Source organism: Priestia sp. YIM B13489 (genome assembly GCF_042787645.1).
Lineage (GTDB): Bacteria > Bacillota > Bacilli > Bacillales > Bacillaceae_H > Priestia > Priestia megaterium.
On the sequence record NZ_JBHZOQ010000053.1, the window covers coordinates 419,796 to 443,389 of the forward strand.

19 protein-coding genes are annotated in these 23,594 nt (G+C 37.1%); 1 reads left to right on the forward strand and 18 read right to left on the reverse strand.

Translation table 11 applies throughout. From position 1 onward, the window contains the following. Positions 1-75: 75 nt before the first annotated feature. From copZ to ACFX4W_RS08200, 18 genes are all read right to left on the reverse strand, one after another. Positions 76-282, reverse strand: coding sequence for a copper chaperone CopZ (gene copZ, locus ACFX4W_RS08115; protein ID WP_013082796.1), 207 nt, complete (start codon positions 280-282; stop codon positions 76-78). Between the two features lie 14 nt (positions 283-296). Then, a complete protein-coding gene (locus ACFX4W_RS08120) occupies positions 297-629 on the reverse strand; it encodes a metal-sensitive transcriptional regulator (protein ID WP_013056612.1) in 333 nt (110 codons plus the stop codon). A 113-nt stretch (positions 630-742) separates the two neighbouring features. After that, positions 743-1,423 carry a response regulator transcription factor gene (locus ACFX4W_RS08125; protein WP_043981962.1) on the reverse strand — a complete coding sequence of 227 codons (681 nt, stop codon included), beginning with the start codon at positions 1,421-1,423 and terminating at the stop codon, positions 743-745. A 1-nt stretch (position 1,424) separates the two neighbouring features. Further along, entirely contained in the window at positions 1,425-2,801 is a 1,377-nt protein-coding gene (locus ACFX4W_RS08130; protein WP_043981961.1) for a sensor histidine kinase, read from the reverse strand. Between the two features lie 371 nt (positions 2,802-3,172). After that, on the reverse strand, positions 3,173-6,526 hold the full coding sequence (locus ACFX4W_RS08135; RefSeq protein WP_198530651.1) for a trifunctional glycoside hydrolase family 18/polysaccharide deacetylase/glycosyltransferase family 2 protein: 3,354 nt from the start codon (positions 6,524-6,526) through the stop codon (positions 3,173-3,175). Positions 6,527-7,052: 526 nt separating this feature from the next. Further along, positions 7,053-7,472 (reverse strand): universal stress protein, encoded by a 420-nt coding sequence (locus ACFX4W_RS08140; protein ID WP_043981960.1) that lies wholly within the window; start codon positions 7,470-7,472, stop codon positions 7,053-7,055. 226 nt (positions 7,473-7,698) lie between these two features. Continuing rightward, complete coding sequence (locus ACFX4W_RS08145) at positions 7,699-7,896, reverse strand: IDEAL domain-containing protein (RefSeq protein WP_013056608.1); 198 nt, start codon at positions 7,894-7,896, stop codon at positions 7,699-7,701. 350 nt (positions 7,897-8,246) lie between these two features. Beyond that, positions 8,247-9,743, reverse strand: coding sequence for a CoA transferase (locus ACFX4W_RS08150; RefSeq protein WP_080781688.1), 1,497 nt, complete (start codon positions 9,741-9,743; stop codon positions 8,247-8,249). Between the two features lie 243 nt (positions 9,744-9,986). After that, on the reverse strand, positions 9,987-10,232 hold the full coding sequence (locus ACFX4W_RS08155; RefSeq protein ID WP_013082790.1) for a DUF2164 domain-containing protein: 246 nt from the start codon (positions 10,230-10,232) through the stop codon (positions 9,987-9,989). A gap of 117 nt (positions 10,233-10,349) precedes the next feature. Further along, positions 10,350-11,714 (reverse strand): glycoside-pentoside-hexuronide (GPH):cation symporter, encoded by a 1,365-nt coding sequence (locus tag ACFX4W_RS08160; protein ID WP_043981959.1) that lies wholly within the window; start codon positions 11,712-11,714, stop codon positions 10,350-10,352. Between the two features lie 95 nt (positions 11,715-11,809). Then, positions 11,810-13,759, reverse strand: a complete 1,950-nt coding sequence (locus tag ACFX4W_RS08165) for a beta-galactosidase (RefSeq protein WP_043981958.1) — start codon at positions 13,757-13,759, stop codon at positions 11,810-11,812. A 611-nt stretch (positions 13,760-14,370) separates the two neighbouring features. Continuing rightward, a complete protein-coding gene (locus ACFX4W_RS08170) occupies positions 14,371-15,768 on the reverse strand; it encodes a glycoside hydrolase family 28 protein (protein ID WP_241771391.1) in 1,398 nt (465 codons plus the stop codon). Between the two features lie 42 nt (positions 15,769-15,810). Then, a complete protein-coding gene (locus ACFX4W_RS08175; protein ID WP_043981957.1) occupies positions 15,811-17,301 on the reverse strand; it encodes a UxaA family hydrolase in 1,491 nt (496 codons plus the stop codon). A 12-nt stretch (positions 17,302-17,313) separates the two neighbouring features. After that, a complete protein-coding gene (locus tag ACFX4W_RS08180; RefSeq protein WP_280559486.1) occupies positions 17,314-18,777 on the reverse strand; it encodes a tagaturonate reductase in 1,464 nt (487 codons plus the stop codon). 116 nt (positions 18,778-18,893) lie between these two features. After that, positions 18,894-19,907, reverse strand: coding sequence for a LacI family DNA-binding transcriptional regulator (locus ACFX4W_RS08185; protein ID WP_043981955.1), 1,014 nt, complete (start codon positions 19,905-19,907; stop codon positions 18,894-18,896). Positions 19,908-20,009: 102 nt separating this feature from the next. Then, complete coding sequence (locus ACFX4W_RS08190) at positions 20,010-21,392, reverse strand: glycoside-pentoside-hexuronide (GPH):cation symporter (protein WP_043981954.1); 1,383 nt, start codon at positions 21,390-21,392, stop codon at positions 20,010-20,012. 47 nt (positions 21,393-21,439) lie between these two features. Continuing rightward, complete coding sequence (gene uxaC / locus ACFX4W_RS08195; protein WP_280559484.1) at positions 21,440-22,861, reverse strand: glucuronate isomerase; 1,422 nt, start codon at positions 22,859-22,861, stop codon at positions 21,440-21,442. A gap of 149 nt (positions 22,862-23,010) precedes the next feature. Further along, positions 23,011-23,235: a hypothetical protein gene (locus ACFX4W_RS08200; protein WP_280559483.1), complete on the reverse strand. Its 225-nt coding sequence runs from the start codon at positions 23,233-23,235 to the stop codon at positions 23,011-23,013. A 135-nt stretch (positions 23,236-23,370) separates the two neighbouring features. Between ACFX4W_RS08200 and ACFX4W_RS08205 the strand changes: the two genes are divergently transcribed. Beyond that, positions 23,371-23,565: a twin-arginine translocase TatA/TatE family subunit gene (locus ACFX4W_RS08205; protein WP_043981948.1), complete on the forward strand. Its 195-nt coding sequence runs from the start codon at positions 23,371-23,373 to the stop codon at positions 23,563-23,565. Positions 23,566-23,594: the final 29 nt, after the last annotated feature.

The window sequence follows — 23,594 nt, forward strand, 5'->3', positions numbered from 1 at the left end:
CTCCTGTTATATACCTATTAGGGGTATATAATTTTCCTAAATCAAGCGTGCGAAGGTATTCGCACGCGATGCTGTTTATGCTACGTCATAACCTTGGTCATCAATAGCCTCTTTAATATCTTCGACCGTTACTTGACTTGGATCAAATGCAACTGTTACTTTTGCATCTTCTAAGCTTACTTCTACGCTTTTAACGCCATTAAGTTCGCCTACACCGCCTTCAACAGCTTTGACGCAATGACCGCAAGACATTCCTTGTACTGATAATGTTACGTTTTCCATTTCTAGCATCTCCTTTATTTCATTAATCGTTTAATGGTTGTTAATAATTCATCTACTACTTCTTCATCACCATCTTGCACACGTTCTACAATGCAATGCTTCAAGTGACCTTCAAGCAAAATTTTACTTACACTATTTAAAGCAGACTGCGCAGCTGCGATTTGAGTAATCACGTCGTCACAATACGTATCTTTTTCGATTAATCCTTTAATTCCTCGAATTTGTCCTTCAATTCGATTTAATCGGCTTGTTAGATTTTTTTTCACTTCTGGAGAATGGTGACTTTTTCTTTCACTATTTATCGTACAACATTTTTCTTCACTGTTCATGTGATTCGCTTCGACCATCTAACATCCTCCCTTCATGACTTCATCATACTATACCCCCCTACCCTATGTAAAGGGAAAAGGTCGCTTACTTTATCTTTCCACCAATTTCGATAGCTATGCTCATATCATTTTCAACTAACATCAACCCACTTATAGCCTATTCCCCATACGGTTTGCAGGTATTCGTCTACAGGAAAACCCGCTTTTCTAAGCTTATCCCGAACATTTCGCACATGGGAGTCAATAGTCCGATCTCCAATCTCAGCCTCATATCCCCACACTAACACAAGCAAGTCGTCCCGGCTGAACACACGATTTAAATGCTGAAGAAGTAATCCCACTAATTCAAACTCTTTAGGGGTCACTTGAATGTACTGATTTTTATATTGTAATACGTGGCCTTCCTTGCTCCATACTAAGCCTTTATAGGTGATTTCATTCTTTTCTTTTAAAGAACGTCTAAGAACCGCGCCGATGCGTGCAACCAATTCTTCTTCGCTAAACGGTTTAGTAATATAGTCGTCTGCCCCTATATTTAATCCTTTTACTACATCTAACGTTTGGCTGCGGGCTGTGAGCATAATGACCGGTAGATCAGACATTTTTCTTACTTTTTGACAAATCTCCCACCCATCTTCGCTTGGCATCATAATATCTAATAACATCAAATCTGCTTTGTTACCTTCATAAAGATAGCGCAGCGCTTCTGTGCCTTTTTCAAATTTTATACATGTAAATCCGTTTGGCAGCAGATAAAGCTCTAGTAAATCCAGCATCCTTGCTTCATCATCTACTAATAAAATAGTGGCCATCCTATCCATCCTCTCTTAATGCAATCTCTACAGCCGTTCCTTTTCCCATCTCGCTTATGATTGTTATTTCTCCTCCATGAGCTTCTACAATCTCTTTTACAATTGATAAGCCTAATCCGTATCCTCCGCTTTTTCTCGAGCGAGATTTTTCTACTCGATACAGCTTGTCAAATACGTAAGGCAGATCTTGTTCTGGAATGCCTATTCCTTGATCTTTAAGGGTTATTGTCAATGATTCAACTGATTTTTTTACAATTACCTCAATTTTAGTTCCTTCTTTTGAATATTTCATTGCGTTATCAAGTAAATTGATAATCACTTGCTGAAATCTTTCAGGATCTAGTGAAATGTAAAGACTTTGAGGGCAGCTTATGTCAAGCTCCATCTCTTTTTCTTTTAAAGCTAAATGAAAATGCGCGCATATGGTGTGCAAATACGTAGCCAGTTCTACTTTTTGTTTTTGAATAAAAAACGTATGCTGATCCAGCTGCGCCAGCTGAAACAAATCTTTGACTAACTGTGAAATTCTTTCCGCTTCTTCTTCCACAATAGCAAGATATTTATCACGTTCTTGCGGTGTATTAGCAGGCCTTCTCGCAACGTCTGCATATCCCTTTAAATACATCAAAGGAGTCTGAAGTTCATGTGAAATGCTGCTTAAAAATTCATTTCTCTCTTTTCGTAACCGCTGCAGCTCATTTGCTAGCGACTGAATGGACATTCCTAATTGTCCAAGTTCATCTCTTGAATGAGCACCAAGCTTTACAGACAAATCCCCTTGACTCAGCTTCTCTGTTGCTTTTTTCATCTTGATTAAAGGAGCGGTTATAAATTTAGACAGAGCAAAAATAGTCACAATCGAAAATAAAATGGAAACAGCTCCCGCTACGTAAAAATGATGCTGTAGTCTCGCAATCATTTCGTGAATATCATTTGTGTTTTTGAACATATAAACCGTTCCGAACTGCTGACGGCCTTTTTCAATAGGTGATGCTGTGGCGATATAAGGTTTGCTTTTCCAGTCGCCTTGCATAATTTCACCTTTGTATGTAAGAGACTTTCCTTTCCATTTTTCTACTGCTTTTCTTGCACCTTGAATTAAAGGCCTAGACGAACTGATAATTTTTCCTGTTTTATCTGTTATGACAACATCAGTTTCTGCTTCAGATTCCATCAGTGCAACATGGTTAAGCGTAGCCGAATCATGATGCTTCTCTAATACTTCCCGGTGACTGTTTCCTCTTAAACGCAAACTTTCTAATTCCTCCGAAATTCGTGTGTTGGCAAGACCGCTATATAAGTAAAAAAAGAGAGCCGCTTCAATTAGTAAAATGAACATTAAAAATAAGAGTCCGAGCTTAATAGAAATTCGATTCATTTATTCACATCCTTTGCTTTCATTATAAAAGTAATAATTGAAGAAACTGTGCAGAATACAAATACGCCACAAAATAATTATCTTTATACTATGAAAAGTTTTCTAAGAAGAAGCTTCCTCTGTTGATACAACTGTACTGAATTGGTCAAATAAGCGTTATTCTCTGACATTTTACCATAGGTAGAAGGAACGGATACGTACGTACGCAGAACAGCATTTTAATGAACAAAAAAGGGATGTGAATGATCCCTATGGATACGCGTAAAAATGAAGGTTCTTTTAACTATCATTATTAAGCGAACTCTTTACTGTTTTTCTAATAAAAAAGGTTAATCAGCAAAAGCTAATTAACCTCGTTAAATAGTGCAATTTCACCCAGTTCTCTCAGTTGAACTGTCTCGTGTTACCTGCAAGTTTCCGGAGCGTTTTAATTTGTTCCACCCTACTTTTGTTCCTTTTAATGCAGCTAAAACTGCCTTCCAAGCTACCCATAGTAATAAGTAGCGATACACAATTCTTTGTATCACTAGAGCAATCAATGGTTTACTGCTTATTCGCTCTAATCTAAAGGCCACTAAGCAAACAAGAAAATCAACAATAAAGTAGCACCCGTATAGAAGAGACGAATGTTTCAGATCTCCAGTACATAGCCTCAAAACAAATAAAAGGTCTAAAAATGGTGCAAATAAAGGAAAAATGAATTGAAACAGCAGCATATTAGGAAGAGCCATAAAACCTAATGCTTTATGCTTGCGCCCTCCAAAAGCTCTTTTGTGCTTCCATAAGCACTGTAAAGTCCCAAAGTTCCAGCGATGGCGCTGTTTGAGAAAATCTTTACGCTTTTCCGGTGCTTCTGTATATGCACTTGCTTTCTCTTCAATTGAAATTTTATAACCGCTGCGCAATATGCGCAGAGACATGTCTGTATCTTCAGCTAATGTATCGGCCGTAAAATACCCTAATTCTTGAACAAGTTTTTTTCGCCATGCTCCTATTGCGCCTGGAACAACCGTCACGCAATTAAGCATGGAAAAAGCACGTTTCTCTAAATTAAAACCTGAAACATATTCAATATGCTGCCATGTTGTTAATAAATTACGGACATTTCCCACTTTGATGTTCCCAGATACTGCTCCTACTTTTTCGTCGTTAAAGTGTCTTACCATAAGCGATATAGCTTCAGGTGAAATAATGGTATCGGCATCAATTGACACAATAATATCTCCTTGTGCTTTTTGGATACCCAAATTGACCGCCTCAGCCTTTCCTCCATTTTTCTTTCGAAGAAGACGAAACTTGTCATTGTTTTTAAAAGCTTCAGTAACAGCCTTTGACGTCCCATCTGTTGAACCATCATCAACCATAATAATCTCAAGATTTTGATAGGAACTCTTCAACACCGATTTAATTGTCCTGTTTATGACATTCTCTTCGTTGTAGGCGGCGATGACTACGCTGACTAAAGGCTGATATGAAGCATCAAACTGCAGTTTATCCGCTTTTCTTTTATGTTTAAGAGCGAGATAAAATACAATAAGCAAACGCAGTGTAAATACAATTAATGTTCCATAAAACAAAACGAAAAAAACAGTATGCAGTGCAGCAATATTCGCTAGAATCAATTTGATGTTTTGAATAATCGGATTCTCTGCTTTTAAAACAGCTGGCATTGTACTTTCCCTGCTTTTGTTAGTCAAATTACCTGCTGTTACAAATGTATATCCTTGCGCCTGAAGCTTTTCAATGATTTGAGGCAGTGCTTCTACTGTTGCTTCTCGGTTTCCTCCTCCATCATGAAGTAAGATAATATCACCGTTCTCTGCTTGCTTTATCACACGGTTTACAATTTCTTTACTATTTTTGGCTTTCCAGTCACTCGAATCAATATCGTAGTTAACCGTTATATATCCCATGTTCGTCGTATCCGCCATTTTTTGAAATGAAGCTGGGTCATATACCGTTTCATCGTAACCATTATAAGTGCTTTGATTATCTCCATACGGAGGACGATATAAAATAGATGAATGACCAGTTATACCTTGAATGACTCGTTCTGTTGCATTTACTTCATACTTTAGCTGATTTTTAGAAATATTGATTGTATTTGGGTGTGAAAACGTATGATTTCCAATTTCATGACCATCTTCATATACTTGTTTAACAATATCTTGATGAAATACTGCATTTTCACCAATCATAAAGAAAGTAGCTTTTACATTGTGAGCTTTTAAAATTTTTAAAATTTTCTCTGTGTATTTAGGATCTGGCCCATCATCAAATGTCAAAACAATTTCTTTGTTAAATATTTTGCTTAACCGCTCAATCTCAGGAGCTTGCGGCATTGCTGTGTACTCTTCCCCTGAAATAAATCCTTTCGAATCAAATGCAAAACGTCTTTCTCCTGGAGAAGCCTCTGTTTTTGCATGAAGTATGCTTCCTTCTCCATAATTGTAAGCAATTTCTCCATTTTTAACAGTCTGAATCTCACTTACTTTATGTCCTTTTACTACATCCCACACAGACGGGTCTTCCGTTCCCAGTCTCCATAAAGCAACTCCTTTGGCACCGCTTGATGAAGCAGCTTTCCACTGGTTATAAAATGTCACGCTGTCCAAAAACCATAGCTCATGCGTACCCGTTCCGTCTTTATAATTTACATACGGCGTTTTGCTTTCATCATCCCACTCAACATTCAAGTGGGCTTTTTGAGCCATTCGCATGACGTCTTCAAATGATACAACCTCTCCTCCTTGCTTGCTTTTTTCATCCCAGTCATATCCATAGTTTCCAAGACTAACAATCATCTTATCTTTTAACGATTTTGATAAATTGTTTTGATACCAAGAAAATGAAGCAATAGGACCTGGGCTTTGAAAGTGCTCGTCGTACATCATTAAAATCATACGGTCATTGTACTGTTCTAAACCCCTATAATCGAATGCTTTATTAGCTGGAGGCACATCCATAGTTACCATTAAGCCATCTTCATGGAAGGCTGTATAAAGTTTCTTCATAAAATCTGTTAGTAACTCTCTGTCGCTGCTTTTGATATTTTCAAAATCTATATTTACTCCATCATATCCATTCTCTTTAATTTGATGATGTAAATTATGTATGAGTTTGAATTGTTCCTGAGGAGATTGCAGCAAGCGGTGAACCGTTTGCTCATCCCATTTTCCATTTGACTCGTTTGTGAGCAGCGGTAAAACCTTTGTATGATGCTTTTTAGCAAAATCTCCGATATCTTTTTGAACACTGCTTTTTAATTCCAAGTTCGAATTTAATGAAAACCATTGAGGTACAAGAACGTCAATTTGGTCAATATTATTTTTTAATGAACGTTCACTATTTTTATCCCAATTAACATAGAACGCATAAACATCATTTTTGTTCACAATCCGGTTTTCTAAAAACTTTTTATGAGACTTATCTTCTGAAAAAGAAGCGAGCTGGCCGCTATCATTATCGGACGGATAAATAGTCGAAAATTCATTCTTTTCTTCAGTCCCCCATGTTGGCAAGATCGGATTAAAGTGAAGGCTTAAGCCTGAAACGAAAGCTGAAAAAAGAGTAAAAATAATTACGAGTATAAATAGACTTATAATAATATGCCATCGTTTTAAAGAACTAGTCTCAAAAATGAATTTTTTCTTACTTTTGTCCGTGTGCGAACCAGCCGTCTTCTCACCTCGCCTGTTCTTTTTGTTGAATCGTGTTGTTTGCACATGCATACCTGCTTTCTATCCTTTTTAGCTATGATGTAAAGGAAAAAACGTTTCTACCTCTGTTTTTGTATCCTCTACGTATTTTTATCACTTTCTCTACACTTTTTAGTTTGCTAGTAGAAAAAAGAGTGGAGATCGCGTTGTTTTTGTAAAAAGTCATATACTCAAAAGAGCGAAAACTTTTATACCCCTGTGCGTCTAACACTATAAGTTTTTCTGCAAACAAAAGGATAACAGAAGTAAATCAAGCGGTATATATGCTAATTTATCGAATTTAGAGATAACTTATGGAAGTGTAAGGCTTTACAGCTATATCTTTTTCTAGTTCTTATCTCGTCTTATTAGTTATTTAGACATGTATTTTTTTCATTTTCTTAAAGCTTCTAATAAAAGTAGTGTATTGCGTAGAGAACTCCTGCGTTTTTACCGTATTAAAAATTCCCAACCAGCTAAAGCACTAGACGATTTAAAGGTGACACAAATTAACTCATAATAAAAAGCATGTTCTCCAGGGAGAACATGCTTTTTATTTAACAATGATAACAGGACATTCTGCAGATTGAGCAACTTCGTGACTTACACTTCCTAAAAATGTCTCTTTAACAAAGCCCTTTCCTTGACTTCCTATTATAATGACGTCTTGTTGATTGTCATGTGCGTATTCGATAATTTTCTTTGAAGCGGTGCCCTCTAAACCGTATGCCTCATATGGAATACCTGATTGAGTTAAATGATTATGAGCTTCAGATAAAATATCGCGGTTTTCTTCTTCTATCAGTGCGTCTAAGTCAACGCTAAAAACAGGCTGCTGCAAGTGAATTCTTTCCTTAATATGTACAATTGTCAGCTTATTAGCATTTACGCTTTTAGCTAGTTTACTTGCATGTTGAATAGCACGAATAGAAGGTGCCGAACCGTCAAAGGCGACTAAGATTTTGTTATACATATAAAGAACCCTCTCTCTTTTTGTTCTTTCGTGATGCGATGCCATCTAGATGCTGTAGATGATAAAGCAAAAAATAATAAAGTAAGAGACTTCTTGATTTTTGCTTTATCACCCATACTATACTTTTACCGCTTTCAGAAAAAACAAAACATTTATCCGTTTTTTTCCATATAAAAAGCCTTTGCTCACTAGAAGCAAAGGCTGATCGTTTATGTTAGTAGGTTATTTAACAAACTTCTTTTAACTCTTCAGTTAAACGTAAAAAAGTTTCTTTATCTCTTTTTTCTAAAGACTGATCAATTTGCAGTAAAAGCTGTGCTTTTTTAAAGTCACGAAGAGATTTGTTTAGCACTAGTTGAGCTGCTGTCGCGTCTGATACTTTTACTTCTTCTTGTGTCATTTTGCGGGACGTATAGTTTTCCATTACAAGTCAACTCCTCATCCTTTTCGCTATTATATAAGAAATCATATAATTATTCAAATATTTTTTCTTATTTTTCATTTTAAATGTGCTTCTCATAATGAGGTTTGGACATAACTAAATCATTTTAATCCAAAGGCGAGCGAATTGAATTGATTTCCGTGCAGGGCTTTGCTTTCCGCGGGCGTCTTCGCCTTGCCCTCCAATCAACAGCTAGAAGCAACAGAAGATACAAAATCCACGTTCACCATCACCATGAAAAAACCCGAACGAGTTAGATCCTTTATCAAGAATCTCGATTCATCGTTCGGATTTTCCTTCAACTAAAATACTTTTGTCTCAGCCTCTTGATATCACAACCACTCTGGACATGAAGAACCTCGAGGAACCAGAACCGTCTTATATTCCCCTGGAGTTTCGGACATTTCGATTTGTTCTGTAAGCCCTTGGTACAATCCTAAAGGTGTTTGGGCTGTAAAGAGATCCGGTGCAATGTACTCGTGCTTTTCTGATGAACCAGCTGTTTGATGAGCATATGCTTTGTCATAAATGCCCATTGATAAAATCCATAAAGATACGTGATCCAATGATACACGCACGCGGTAGCTGCCTCCTTCTTTTGCTCTTCTTTCCAGTGCCATTAAAGCACCGACTTCAAGCAGCCAAGAAACCGCATAATCATTGACAACTACAATAGGAGGCAGCTTAGGATTTTCTGGCGATCCTTCTAACGCCATGACTCCCGTTACGCTTCCCGCTGTTTGGTCAAATCCATTTCTTTTTGCCCACTCTCCTTGCGTTCCATGCAGGTTAACGGTGCAGTGGATGATTCCTGGTTTTAGTTCTGCACACTCTTCAGCGGTTAGACCGTATCTCTCTAGAAATCCGTATCGACGGTTCGCAAAAAAGATATCGGCTTCTTTTAGAAGTTCAACCATTTTTTCTTTTCCTTCTTTTTCACCAATATCTAGCGTTGAAGAGCGCATACCGACATTAGACGTAGCGTAAATCGTATCATGCTCCCAATCCGTTGGCTTCCAAATATTTAACACGTCCGCACCGTGTAAAGCGAGCGCTCTACCAAATCCTGCTCCTGCAATAACATGACCAAGGCCTAATGCTCGAACACCATCTAGCGGCGTTTTAGGATTCTTTGAAAAAGGAATCGGCTCACTTTCTCCAATCTTTTCAATTTCAATTAAAGGAAGCTGCGCTATTTCTTCATACACGGACTCATTCATAAACTCTTCAATTGTCCGCACAACAGGCATGATAACTCCTCGCTCCGCTGCAGCTTTCTCTAATTCTTCTGCATTCCAACCGCGAATTGCTTTTGCCACTGCATCAGGGTCTTCTATACAATTTAACAACTTTAGCGTTTCATGCTTAGAGCGTGGATATGGATTCAGCGGCATCACCCATTTGTCATCTTTTGTTTGATAAAAGCGAAAGCCTAATGGGTTATATGGATCATTTGCTTTACTTGGTGCGTACCCATTAAGCTTTTCCCATTTTTTATCGTAAAAAGGTGATAATCTTCGGATCGCTTTTCGTAAATCCATATGAATATCTTGACCTTTTCCTCCGCGTATTCTCCAAATTTTTGAGACTGCTACTGATTTAGCAACTAGTGCAATGGCTGCTGCTGAGGCAAGGCGCAGCGTACTAGGAACAATCGGATCTTCTCCGTAAAACGTAATGTTTCCTCCGCTGTCTTTTGCTGATAAGCCGACTCCTTGAAGCACATTTTCCAGCTCTTGATAAATATCAAAATCACTATTATCTGTTAAACGATTTTCATTTGCTTTCACAATAGATTTTGTTAGCTGATCTTTCGTAATGTTGCTCACGTATAGTCCCTTCTTTCCTCTTATAATTACCTCATTATGTCCCTGCTTGCTGAAGTTATGCCCTCGTCGAGTTAAATTAAAACACTCCAAATATAACCTTTACGTTAACGTTAATATTATCTTAAAACGAATGTATCATATATCACTTATGCGAACAAATAATTTGTTTCATAGACAAACAAAAGCGCTGTATGTTTTTGTACATAAAGCGCTTTTGTTCTACTTCATATTTTCTTTTTTGAACTACTTTTCAATCGGTTTTTTTAATGCATGTAAATTTTCTTCTGCAGAAAGCATGACTTGGTTCATAATATCTTCTGCATCTTTAATTGCTTGGTTATAAAAGTGGGGACCGATATGTTCTTTAATAAACTCTAATACATTTTCCGCTGCAAATTCACTGATTTCTTCATCTCGTTCGTTATAAAAAAACGTTTGAATTTCATTCAGCATTTTATCTTTGTCTTCTTTTGAAAAATTAATAAACATAAACAAAACTCCTCTTTACACTGATATCTGTCTACCTGACATCATAGCAAGAGGAGCTGAGAAAATGCAGTCTTTTTTTCTTGTTGTTTTTGTGTACAATGCTTGTGCTGATTTGAATTAGCTAGACACTTTCATAGCCGGTTTTTCTTTTATGCGGCTTGAGCGCTTTTTCATATCTTGTAAAATTTCTAAATATCTCTTTTCCGTCAACTCATATTTTACGAGTGGGACAAGTGATAACAAGCAAAGGATGCCTGGAATGATCGTAAAGATTAAAGCAATCCAAATGAGTGTGCTGTGTGACTGAATTTGATTTGGCACATACCCTACCGCTGAAAGGATGTACCCGCCTACTGCTCCACCCACTGCTGAAGCAACCTTTGTTTTGAAAATATTCGTAGAAAACACCATTCCTTCCGCTCGGTTCCCTGTTTTCCATTCGCCGTATTCTACACAGTCAGCGAGCATAGATGTTTGAGCAATGTTGCTAACTCCACCGCCGAAAGAAGCTAAAAAACTTAAAATCATCACCGGCATAACGTGAAAACCGGTTGCAAACATTGTAAGAGTAGCTACAGCATTTAGGGCAATTCCCCCTATTGCTGCGCGTTTCTTTCCAAATTTATTTGAAATGAAAGGAGACGCGATCGCTCCTACAATTTGTGCTGTGAAAAATAAGGTTAAATAAAGAGACGCGATATTCTCTGCATTTAAATTGTATTTAAAATAGTAAATAGAAAACGTAGTGCGAATTGTTAAAATCGTTTCAACTAAAAGCATCGAGAAAATTAGATAACGCAACGGTTTATTTTGAATAAATAAGTTCCAAACTGCTTTTGGCGTCTGCTTTTCCTGTCTTTTTACGGTATAGTTTTCTTTTACTCCTGAAAATGTAATAATCATTGTAATCATTAAGATACACGCATAAATAAGACTCAGCATAAACCAGTTCCCAAAATAATGAGCTAGTGGAAGAGTTAATAAACTAGCAAATAAAGACCCTACTGCTGCAATGGTTCTAGGAAACGCCACTACTTTATTTCGTTCTTTTACATCTTGTGTAATCGTTGCTGAAAGCGACCAGTAGGGAATATCCATAATAGCAAAGCTTGTTCCCCATGCGATATAGGTGATATAAGCGTAAATTAATTTTCCTGTATGAGAAAGATCAGGACTAATAAAACACGCGACTGTAGCAACAGCTGCAAAAAATCCGCCTATTAAAAGATAAGGCCTAAACTTACCAAATCTCGTTTCTGTATTATCAACAATCATTCCGATAATAATGTCTGCAATCCCATCCCATATCCTAGCAATAAGAAATAAAGTTCCTACAGCTGCGGCATTTAATCCTACGCTGTCCGTATAAAAAATCATTAAATATGTACTTGTTAATGCATAAATAATATTGTTTCCAAAGCTTCCCATTCCATATGATAGTACGGTTTTCAGAGAAACTTTTGACTGTACCCCCATGCTCATATACCCTAACTCCCTTCTCCTATAAAACGCTTTCATATCATATTATAAGTGGCTAGAATCTCATTGCTTTATGAGATTTTAGTCTCCTGTTGCTACTACATGTTTTCTACAACTCGACTTTCGTAAGGCTGCAGAACAATATCTTTAAATACTTTTACTTCTGGCGTATGGTTCATAAGGAAGTAATAACTTTTCTCTCCAAGCTTGCGAGGATATACTTCAATCCCCTCTTCACTTTCCGTATGCTCAATATGCTGCTGTTTTACAATATCAAGCGCAATTTTTTCAAACGTTTGCCCTTCAATTCCACAGCCTACATAATAAACCGTTCCGCGACCAAACTGATTTTTTGTTACAGCGGCTTGACTATAAAATGGATCATCATACTCATACAGCACTTCAGCTGTTACAGGTGTGACAATGTCTCTCCAGACGGACGCACTTGACTGCTCTCCTTCATACGGTCCTACCCCTTTAATAGCTGCTTTTTGAGTAGAAGACAGTGCTTCGACTTCCTGAATTTCAATTCCCGTTATTTCTTTTACATATCCGGGCAGCGTCTGTTTAAAGTGAATATTATTTTGTTTGTCTTTAATGCCGGTTCTAAACGTAAAAATGATGACGCCGCCGTTTTCAGTAAATTCAGTAAATCTTTTACCTAGTTCTTCATCAATGATCTGCAAAGCCGGAACAACCAGTACTTTATAGCTTGAAAAATCTCTCGAAGCAGGAATAACATCAATAGGTGTATTCAACTTATAAAACGGTGTATATCCTCGAAGCAGCTCTTGCGTAAAGTCAAATCCTTCACTTTGCTGCTGAAAGCGCCATGACCATATATTTTCATAGTCATATAAAACGGCAATATCCGATTTAATATCAGACTTCAGTACATGTTCGTAATGAACGATTTCACTAAATAACGACTGAACTTCTTTGTAGCGTCTTCCATAATGATTATCGTGACCTACAACTCCATAGCAGTACTGCTCGGCTCCTCTTGTCATTCCGCGCCAACGGAAATACAGCATATTCGTACATCCATGAGCAAACGCCTGATAAGACCACATTTTTGCTTGGTTAGGTCGCGGAAGATAACCGATGATATCATGACCTTGGGCGCCCATTAATTCCTCTACAATCCAGAAGTTTTTATGTAGCAAACCTCTATTAAAATCATGCCCTAGTGCAATATGAGCCGGGGTAATGGGCTCTGTTTGACCGCCCCATACCGGATAATTGTCATAAGATACAAAGTCCATTACTTCTAGATTTTCTTCATGATCAAACCATTTATCAAAAAAGCCCCCTGATACGTTCGTTGTCAACAGCTGGTGATCACCTTTATATTTCTTCACAATCGCCGTTTGTTCGTGAGCGTATCTGTTTAACGAAAAAGAACGAAAGCGCGCCCAGTCAAGCTTTAGCGAAGGGCTGTGTGTCGTAATTGTTTTTACGGGCATAGGCACTTCAGTAAACTCGTTATATGTTTGTCCCCAGAAAATAGTGCCATACTTTTCATTTAGCTCATTGATATCTTTATATTTTCTTTCCAAAAACTGCTGAAACTCTTTATGACATTGTTCGCAGTAACACATGTCACTGCCTTCATGGCCGAATTCATTGTCAACTTGCCATGCTACGATTGCTTCTTCTGAGCAGTAGTGCTTTACGAGTTGTTCTGTAATCTGAGCGCTATACTTCCGATAAAGAGGCGAATTAAAACAATATTGACGTCTTCCTCCAAAGGCTCTGACCGCCCCGTTTTCATCTTTCGATAAAATAGAAGGATGCTGCTTCGCAAGCCAAGCCGGAAAAGTGGCGGTAGGCGTACCAAACATAACATCAATATTCTGTTTTTTAAGCTTATTGATAACGCTATCAAAAAAGGAAAAGTCATATTCACCTTCTTTAGGCTCCATTAGATGCCAAGCAAACTCTCCTATTCTTACCATGTTTGATCCTAGCTCTTTAATGCCTTGGATATCTTCTTCTATCATATTCTCTGGCCAATGTTCAGGGTAATAATCGACACCGATGTACATTTTTCTCTACTCCTATCTATTTCTTTATTTCATTAAATGAACGATTTGCTGCTACTTGTTAAGCTCTACTCGGAAACGGTGATCAAAAGCAAAAAAATCATATTTATTTTCTTCATAAATAAATTTCTATTCAACTTTCAAGATACATACTTCCTAATCTTTTAAAACGCTTACAAGTTTATTTTATGAACTTTATTCAAAATATTCAATGGTAAAAATTTAGAGAAAAACATCCTTTTTTTGCTCTTTATTAAAATAAAGAATAAAACGCTTACAAAGACAAATGTTTTTTATAATTCTTATATATATCTTCCCTCACACTTTCCATATCCACATTTAGGTAATAAATTGCTCGGAAAACAAGCGTCAAAAGTTATTTCTTTCATCCATGTTATCTATCAATTAGTAAGAATCATTTGACCTATCTATAAAATAGTAAAAATTACAGAGCAGGTTTTTACCATTATTAACACATTAAACCTACGTTCACCATCCCAACAAAAAAAAGACCGCACAATTAATCAATAAGCTCGATTAATTGTGCGGATACTTCTTGGGCTAAAATATTTTTTGTTCCGCCTTTTACTTGCAGCTGATTATAAACACACCTTTTACCGGTTTGTGTTCATGCAGCTTCCATTTATAAAAAGTTCTTCAAACACAGGATCCTTTACATTTTCCATTAATAATGGTGTTGCAACATGCTGGAAATTAGAATGACGAATCGTTAGGTTTGTGACAGGAGAACGTTCATAGGCTCGAATCCATAAGCCGTATTTGCCTCCGTTGCTTTGCAAGTTTTCTATGTTGATATTCCGAACGACGGGCGTAAAATTCCCTGTGTCTCCTTCTTCATAGTACATGTCTATTTGAATCACTTCACTGCCTACGCTTTTGACCGTATTGTTGCTAAAGTCGATATCTTCAATCGTTCCGCCGCGAACTGAATTTGTTTTAATCCGCAACGCCCGGTCTAGATTGGGACTGTCCATAACATTATGCTGAGCAAATACGTTCCGGACGCTTCCTGATATTTCGCTGCCGATCACAACGCCCCCGTGGCCATCTTTCATTTCGTTTCCTTCAATAACAATATTTTCACTTGGTACGTTGATTCTTCTCCCATCTGCATTACGCCCCGACTTAATCGCAATACAATCATCTCCATTGTCAAAATAAGAATCTTTAATAAGCACATTTTTACTCGATTCAGGGTCTACTCCATCATTATTAGGACCGTGACCTATAATTTTTACATCATCAATTAAAATGTTCTCGCTTAAGACGGGATTGATTTGCCACATTGGCGAATTTAAAATGGTTACACCTTTTATCATGATATTTTTACTGTGATAAGGCTGAATAAAACTAGGTCTCAAATAGTGCCCTTTACCAAATACGCGCTCTTTAACAGGAACTTTCTCTTCTGCCATTTTAAACAGCAAATCGCGATCTTGCTGCTGACTCGGCTCGCCTTCTTTCCATCCAAACTCCTTTTTTCCTTTCCAGGGCCACCAATGTTCGTTATCCCCCTGTCCATCTAACGTACCTTCTCCTGTAATCGCAATATTTTTTTCGTTATACGCATAGATAAGCGGTGAATAATTATATAGCTCCACGCCTTCCCATCTTGTTAAAACAGCAGGTAAGTATTTTTCAGGATTTTGACTAAACTTAATCGTAGCTTTTTTCATTATATGAAGATTTACATTACTTTTTAAATAAATCGCACCGGTAACATAAGTTCCTGGTGGGACAACAACGCGCCCTCCTCCTGCTTTGTTAGCCGCTTCGATTGCTTTTTTAAAAGCAGCCGTTGAATCAGACTTTCCATTTCCTGCTGCTCCGTACTGCTTAACATTAAACGTACGGTTTGGAAATGAAAGAGGCTGAATTTGTTCTTTAACTGCTGTTATTTTTTCACTTGCTGAAAGAGATTTCCCTTGGGCAGAAAACGGTAAAATAAGCATAAGAGTCATCACAAACAAACAAAGCACATATTTTTTCACTAGCTTTTCTCCTTTCGTTTAACAATCTAGTAACCGACTTATTTATAAAGTAACGCCTGTTTTAAAAATGGCCATTTCTCTAAAATCATTTTTTTCATTATTTACAAGCTCTCCGCTAGAAACTCTAATCATGTACTCAATAAAGCTTTCTAACGTATCTTCTTCTGTGTCACCTTCAACCAGCACTCCTCCGTTAAAATCAATCCAGTGCGGTTTTTTGTTATAAAGAGCGGTGTTTGTGGAAATTTTCATAGTGGGCACAAACGTTCCAAACGGCGTTCCTCTTCCCGTTGTAAACAGTACAATATGACACCCTGAAGCGGCTAAAGCAGTTGAGGCAACTAAATCATTTCCAGGAGCACTTAGTAAATTTAAACCGTTAATTTGTAAACTGCCTCCGTACTTTAACACGTCTACGACTGGGGCCGTGCCTGCTTTTTGAGTGCAGCCAAGTGATTTATCCTCTAATGTTGTAATACCGCCTGCTTTATTACCGGGAGAAGGATTTTCATACACCGGCTGATTGTGATTGAGAAAGTACGTTTTAAAATCGTTAACAAGATCAACAATTTTGTTAAATGTTTCTTCATCAACAGCTCTTTCCATGAGCAAGGTTTCTGCTCCAAACATTTCAGGCACTTCCGTCAAAACCGTTGTGCCTCCTTGAGCAATGAGCCAGTCGGAGAATTTGCCGAGCAGCGGATTTGCTGTAATACCTGATAACCCATCTGAGCCACCGCATTTAAGACCTACTTTCAGCCTTGAAATATCAACGTCTTCTCTTTTATCGTCTTTAGCAGCATCATAAATTTCTTTTAGCAAAGCGACTCCTGCCTCAATTTCATCCTCGACGTCTTGAGATTGTAAAAACTTCACTCTGCTTTCATCAATTGTACCTAGCGCTTGTTTAAATTCTGTTAAGCTATTATTCTCACATCCAAGTCCTAACACTAAAACTCCTCCAGCGTTTGGATGCTGTACCATTCTCGTAAGCATGGTTCTTGTATTACGGTGATCGTCACCGAGCTGAGAACATCCGTAATTGTGTTTTAGAACGGTTACATGCTCAAAAGGCGAGAGATCCCCTATTTCTTTTTGAAACTGTTTAATCATTTGTTCGGCTATACCGTTGACGCACCCTACCGTTGGAACAATCCAAAGCTCATTTCTAATTCCAACATCTCCGTTTTTGCGGCGATATCCTTTAAACGTTAGCGATTGTTTTTTTTGTTTAGGAACTGCTAATTTTTGATGAAACTTATATTCATTAACGTCGTTTAAATTTGTTTTTGCGTTATGCGTATGCACCCACTCACCAGGTGAAATAGAATAAGTCGCATGCCCGATTGGAAAGCCATATTTTATAATGTTGCCGCCCGCTGAAATTGGCGTAAGAGCTATTTTATGGCCCCGTTTTACTTCTTCTTTTAGAGAAATTTCTTTTCCATCAACCATAAGGTTCTCTTGTGCTAAAAAATCTCGTAAAGCTACTGCTACATTATCTCCCTGATGAATACGAATTACTTCTTTCATATGCTTCACCTCTTACTGTTTAGTTGCGGTTACATAGAGAATTTCTTTCATCGCCTGTTTCATTCCGACAGTTTCAATAGCTAAGACTCCATTTGTTACGGCTTCTGTTAAGCTAGGAATCATATTTAAATCCTCTCCCCAATGCTCTTTATATCCCAGCACTTCTTTTACAATGTAAGAAATGCTTTTTTCAGTACCGTTATACGTATTCCAAAGAGATTCATACATTTCTAGAACTGCGGGGTCATCTGATAGTTCAATTTTTTCTCCTTCTCTTTTTCCTTTATAAAAAGAAATGAGGGCACTGAGAGAAAATGTAAGCAAAGTAGGCAGCGCTCCGTGCTTTTCAACGTACTCTTTAAGAGTTGGGATGTTTCGCATTTTAAACTTTGTCATGCTGTTCAAAGAGATGCTCATTAATTCGTGATGAATAAACGGATTTTGAAACCGTTCTAATGCAGATTTAGCAAATGACAAGGACTCTTCTTCCGAAACTGGTAAACTAGGAATAATTTCTTCATATAGACACTTTCGAATAAACGTTCCAATTACTTCATCTTCGACTGCTTCTCTGACCGTATTTAGTTGCGCTAAATACGCAACAGGCATCGTTGCAGTATGAATACCGTTTAAAATTCTGACTTTCTGCAGCGCATACGGTGCAATATCGTTCACAAATTTCACATGTAAACCAGCTTCTTCCGCGGGAAACTCCTCTTTTACCCACTCTGGTCCCTCAATAACCCATAAGTAAAATGGCTCTGCAATCACAAAAAACTCATCTTCATAATTCAGTTCATTGAGCGTATTTTCATCATTTGGATAACCTGGCACAATTCGATCAACAAGCGTGCAGCAAAAAGCGTTTGCTTCGTGTATCCACTCGGTAAACTTCTTTTCTAAATTCCATTTGTCGGCATAACGTAATACCATTTTCTTTAACAAATCCCCGTTTCGCTCTACTAATTCACAAGGAAAGATAATAAGCCCCTTTGTGGGGTCTCCTTGAAAAGCTTTAAAGCGCTTATATAGAAATGCTGTGACTTTACCTGGAAAACTCTTTTGCGGTGCATGTTCCAAGCGGTCTTCTTCTAAAAATGCGATGCCTGCTTCTGTTGTATTAGAAATAAGAAATCTTAGCTCTTCTTTCTCCGCTAATTGCATATAAGCCTCATAATCTTCATATGGATTTAGACCGCGGCTAATAGATTCAATTACTTCATGTTCTTTGAGTGCTTTACCGTCTTGAATTCCTTGAAGAGAAACCGTAAACAAACCGTCTTGCTTATTCAATTTACCTGCATTTCCGGTGATTCTCGGATTGACAGCTACTATACTGCCTTTAAATGCAGTGCGTTTGTTCATTTGATGAATTTGCCAATCAGCAAACCCTCTTAGAAATACGCCTTCTCCAAACTGCAGAACTTTTTCTGGGTAGATACGTGTGTTAGCTTGCATCTGGCGGTTTAACTTCATGTTAGCATCTCCTTCTTTGCACACATTAACATTGTTATTTTTATAGATTTTTATATTATTTTAACTCCAAAAATGTTAACGTTAACATTTTTGGGCCGGTTATACTAAATAACCGGCTACATAGATGAGCGTGACTTCACAGACTGGCGAACCATTAATTCGGTATTAATTAAAACTTTATTTTGCAGCATATTTTTGTCATCTTTGTTCATTAATGATAAAACTGCTTCTGCTCCGGTCATGCTGATTTTCTCGATTGGTCTTTTAACGGTTGTTAGTGAAGGAGTGGTGTATTTGGCTAATTCAATATCATCAAATCCAATAATTGATATATCATTGGGTACGTTTAGCCCAGACTCGAATGCGGCATTCATAGCACCGATTGCCATATCATCATTTGAACAAAAAACAGCAGTAGGCGGTTGCTTCAACCTTAACAGTGCTTTCATTCCTTCATATCCGCTTTGCATATCGTAATTTCCTTGAATCATATACTCTTGGCGAATGGAAACATTATGGTCAATTAACGAGTTAAGAAATCCTTCCTTACGCTGTTGAGTTGATTTAAAGCCTTCTATTCCTTCTATGATTGCGATATGTCTGTGACCTAATTCAATCAAATACTCGCCAGCTTTGTAAGCTCCTTCTTTGTCATTAGACAAAATATTAATAATTGATGAATCATCAACTTGGCGATTGAGCACAATCAACGGGATGCCTTTCTCTACTACGTTATATATAAAAGTGTTATCACGATCGCTTTGACTCATTAAAATAATCGCATCAAAGCGTTTATTATTGATGTACGTATAATCATCGTAATCGTCAATGCCTCTTACAAATAAATTATACTGAACATCAATTACTTTACTTACCCCTCTAATACTATCCACTAAAAAACTTGGTGATGTACCGTTTGCCATGCTCGTAAAAAACAGTCCAATTGTATGAGATTTTTGAAGAACTAAATTTTTCGCATGGTAGTCAGGAATATAGTTAAGCGTATTTGCAATATCTAAAATTTTCTTTTTTGTTTTTTCTTTAATAAGCGGACTATTGTTTAATGCACGTGAAACCGTTGTATGTGATACGTTTGCTAGTTTTGCAATATCCTTAATTGTAACACCCATTTCATTTACCTTCCTTTAATGAATCAGTATCGATTTTTATTATAAGGATATCACAACTTAGTAGGAATAATAAGCAAATGGTGAATGTTATGACAGTTTTGACTAAGACCTAGCATGAATATCTTGGACAATCTCCGCGTGTTTCTTATCCGTTAGCTTATACATAAAACCAATAATCACTGCAGCAATGGATAAAGCAATAGCAGGATATAGTAACAGTAAACTTTTAATCCCCACTAATGTACCTGCCTTTTGTGCCACGTTTGGGATATACCCAACTAACCCTAAACCAATACCTGATAAGAAGCCGGATAGCGACTGAGCGAGCTTTCGAGAAAAGTTGAACAGTGAATACGTTGTGCCTTCTTTTCTTTCGCCTGTTTTCCATTCACCATAATCAATGATATCTGATACAAATGCCCATGTAATCCCGTTAGGAATGCTGATACCTATAAAAGCAATACTTGCTAAAATCGTAAAAATTACGACGTTAGAAGGCATAAAGAAATTTACTGTGTCCGCTGCAATACTGATTCCTAAGCCAATCATTGCCGCCTGCTTTTTTCCAAATCGGCTAACAAGCTTTGGCAGCATAATGACTCCTAGAAAGGATGAACCAATAATAATAAAGTTCATGTAAGCCATCAATTTAACATTTCCTAAATTATATTGTGCAAAGTAAATAAGCATAGCTGATTTAATATTGTAAGCTGAAATGGTAAATACCGTCATAAATACTAAAATTAAAAGAGGCTTGTTACTTACAAACGTTTTAAAAATAGACTTGACTGATAATTTTTCTTTTGGACTCTCTTTTACGACAATGCGTTCTTTGCAGTTGCGATAACATACATAAAAAGCGATTATTCCAATGACCGACATAATCCCCATGACAACGGGATAACCGATTTTTTCATTTGGAAATAACAGAATGAGCGGTACAACAGCAATGCTGGTTACAAACAGTGCACCTAATGATCCTGTTTGACGAAAAGCAGCAAGAGACGTGCGATCAGAAGTATTTTGAGTCATGGATGCGCCTAGCGATCCGTATGGAATATTGACAAATGAATAGCCAATTCCCCAGATCATATAAGAAGCGTACGCATAAATTAATTTACCCGCCGGTGAAAGGTTTGGAGAAATAAAAGTGAGTACGGTTAAAATGGCCAACACCATACTTCCGAATAGTAAATACGGTCGGAATTTCCCTTTAGCACCTATGTTTTTTCGGTAATCAATAGACGAACCAACAATTGGGTCACAAACTGCCGCAAATAACTTACTTACTAGAAAAATCCCTCCCGCAGCTGCGGCAGGGATGCCTGCCACATCTGTAAAGAACTTCAACAAATACAACTGCCCTAAATCAAACATGAAACCGTTACCAAAATCACCCATACCATAAGATATTTTTTCTTTTACACTAAGATTTTTCTCTTCTACTTTTATTTCAATCTTTCTTTCAGTTGCCACAACACTCATGGTAATCCCCCTTCTCCCCTTGCAATTCTTTAAACTATTTTGCGTGTTTATTTTTGCAGCGTATAGGCAGGAAAGCTAAAGTAGTCTTTAGCATTTTCATAACATATTCCTTTTACAATTTGCTCAAGCAGCTGTTGGTCATTAGGCATTTCTCCTTCTTCTACCCACGTACCGATTAAGCTGCATACTAGTCTTCTGAAATATTCATGCCTTGTATATGAAAGAAAACTTCGGGAATCCGTTAACATACCAATGAAACGACTAAACAACCCAATATTTGATAACGCTTTCATTTGTTCTAACATACCTTCTCTTTGATCATTAAACCACCAAGCCGTGCCGAGCTGCAGTTTGCCAGGGATGCCGTCTCCTTGAAAGCTTCCAATTATACTTGCTAATACATAATTATCTTTTGGATTTAACGAATATAAAATCGTCTTTGGCAAACTATTTTGTACGTCCATTTGATCGAGAAGCTGTACGAGAGGCTCTGCCACTTGTCCATCATACATCGAGTCATACCCTGTATCCGGCCCTAACTGGTGAAACATTTTTGTGTTATTGTTTCTAAGAGCATGAAGGTGAAATTGCATTGCCCAACCTAGCTCATTATACAGCTTCCCTAAAAAGATTAACGTATATGACTTGTATTTACTTTCTTCTTCAGTACTTACACCTTCACCTTTTAAGGCTTTTAAGAAAATCTCTGAAACTTCTTCTTTTGAAGTCTTCGTATATACCATTTTGTTTAGTGCGTGATCAGATAAACGTCCTCCCCTGGAATGGAAAAAACGAGCTCGACTTTCAAGAGCTTTTAACAAATCATCATAGGTGTGAATGGAATGATGTGAACAATCTTGCAGCTTTGCAATCCAGTTCTTAAACCCTTCTTGATTGATTTCAAGCCCTTTATCCGGACGAAAGCTTGGAAGTACTTGGGTCTCAAACTCTTGCACATCTCTTAGTTTCATATGATACTCTAATGAATCTGTTGGATCATCCGTTGTACAAATAACTTTTACGTTAGAACGTGTAATAAGATCTCTTGCACCGAACTCACCGCTGCGTAATTTCTCATTTGCTTTTTCCCAAATAAACGGTGCCGTATGTTCATTTAATATTTCATCAATATCAAAGAAACGCTTTAACTCTAGATGCGTCCAATGATATAGCGGATTCCCAATTGTCATCGGAACTGTTTTAGCCCACGCGAGAAATTTTTCATAGTCACTCGCTGATCCTGTTATCTTTTCTTCTTCAATTCCGTTGGCTCTCATCAGTCTCCATTTATAGTGATCTCTATCTAGCCAAACGTTAGTTAACGTTTCAAACTGTTTATTCTCATAAATTTCCTGTGGGTTTAAGTGGCAGTGATAATCAATAATGGGCATATCTTTTGCGTAAGTATTATACAAGTGTGCGGCTGTTTCATTTGTTAATAAAAAATTGTCATCCATAAACTTTTTCATTCCTATTCACTCCTTCATTTTTTGTTAACGTTAACAAAGTTACATAAATTGATGAATAATCTTATTTATAGATAACTATATTAATAAGATTTAATCTTCAACACCATAAATGTTAACGTTAACATTTTATTTAATTCTATTACTTCTTTCTAAATTTTACAACAATTTATCTTTATATTTTTCAATTTTTTTCTCTCTTTATTTTCATATGCTGATTCTTCATTTTTTAAAAAACAGGATTTATGACATGTTTCCATAAGAATTAAAGCAAGTTGTTTCACATAAAGCTTATACAAGGTTAATAAGGCGAACAAGCTGTCTTTAATGCTATAATTAACTTCGTATGCATCACTACTAGCATTTAAATCATACATAGCCGCTGCACCTTATTTTCGTATCATTTAAAATAAAGGAATTTTAAAGAGAAAAGTGAATAGTATAAACATACACTTTATTTATTATCTCTTTTTAATTTTCATATATTCATTGCTTTTAAAGGAGAGGATATCATGCCAGGAGCCACAAGCATGGTCGTAATCGGGATTACTGCCTTAATTGTATTTGGACCGAGTAAATTGCCGGACATAGGACGAGCATTTGGACATTCCCTGCGAGAATTTAAAAATGCAGCGGAAGGAATTATACAGGATGACGACAAAAAAACTCCAGAGGATACCACTGAAAATAAAGAGGAAAAATCCTAATTTTTATGTAAATAAAAGTTATACAGACT

Coding starts and splice junctions, on each gene's coding strand:
- copZ (WP_013082796.1), bottom strand. CDS start 282: ATGGAAAACGTAACATTATCAGTACAAGGAATGTCTTGCGGTCATTGC.
- ACFX4W_RS08120 (WP_013056612.1), bottom strand. CDS start 629: ATGGTCGAAGCGAATCACATGAACAGTGAAGAAAAATGTTGTACGATA.
- ACFX4W_RS08125 (WP_043981962.1), bottom strand. CDS start 1,423: ATGGCCACTATTTTATTAGTAGATGATGAAGCAAGGATGCTGGATTTA.
- ACFX4W_RS08130 (WP_043981961.1), bottom strand. CDS start 2,801: ATGAATCGAATTTCTATTAAGCTCGGACTCTTATTTTTAATGTTCATT.
- ACFX4W_RS08140 (WP_043981960.1), bottom strand. CDS start 7,472: ATGTATAACAAAATCTTAGTCGCCTTTGACGGTTCGGCACCTTCTATT.
- ACFX4W_RS08145 (WP_013056608.1), bottom strand. CDS start 7,896: ATGGAAAACTATACGTCCCGCAAAATGACACAAGAAGAAGTAAAAGTA.
- ACFX4W_RS08155 (WP_013082790.1), bottom strand. CDS start 10,232: ATGTTTATTAATTTTTCAAAAGAAGACAAAGATAAAATGCTGAATGAA.
- ACFX4W_RS08160 (WP_043981959.1), bottom strand. CDS start 11,714: ATGAGCATGGGGGTACAGTCAAAAGTTTCTCTGAAAACCGTACTATCA.
- ACFX4W_RS08165 (WP_043981958.1), bottom strand. CDS start 13,759: ATGTACATCGGTGTCGATTATTACCCTGAACATTGGCCAGAGAATATG.
- ACFX4W_RS08175 (WP_043981957.1), bottom strand. CDS start 17,301: ATGAAAGAAGTAATTCGTATTCATCAGGGAGATAATGTAGCAGTAGCT.
- ACFX4W_RS08180 (WP_280559486.1), bottom strand. CDS start 18,777: ATGAAGTTAAACCGCCAGATGCAAGCTAACACACGTATCTACCCAGAA.
- ACFX4W_RS08185 (WP_043981955.1), bottom strand. CDS start 19,907: ATGGGTGTTACAATTAAGGATATTGCAAAACTAGCAAACGTATCACAT.
- ACFX4W_RS08190 (WP_043981954.1), bottom strand. CDS start 21,392: ATGAGTGTTGTGGCAACTGAAAGAAAGATTGAAATAAAAGTAGAAGAG.
- uxaC (WP_280559484.1), bottom strand. CDS start 22,861: ATGAAAAAGTTTATGGATGACAATTTTTTATTAACAAATGAAACAGCC.
- ACFX4W_RS08200 (WP_280559483.1), bottom strand. CDS start 23,235: ATGTATGATTTAAATGCTAGTAGTGATGCATACGAAGTTAATTATAGC.
- ACFX4W_RS08205 (WP_043981948.1), top strand. CDS start 23,371: ATGCCAGGAGCCACAAGCATGGTCGTAATCGGGATTACTGCCTTAATT.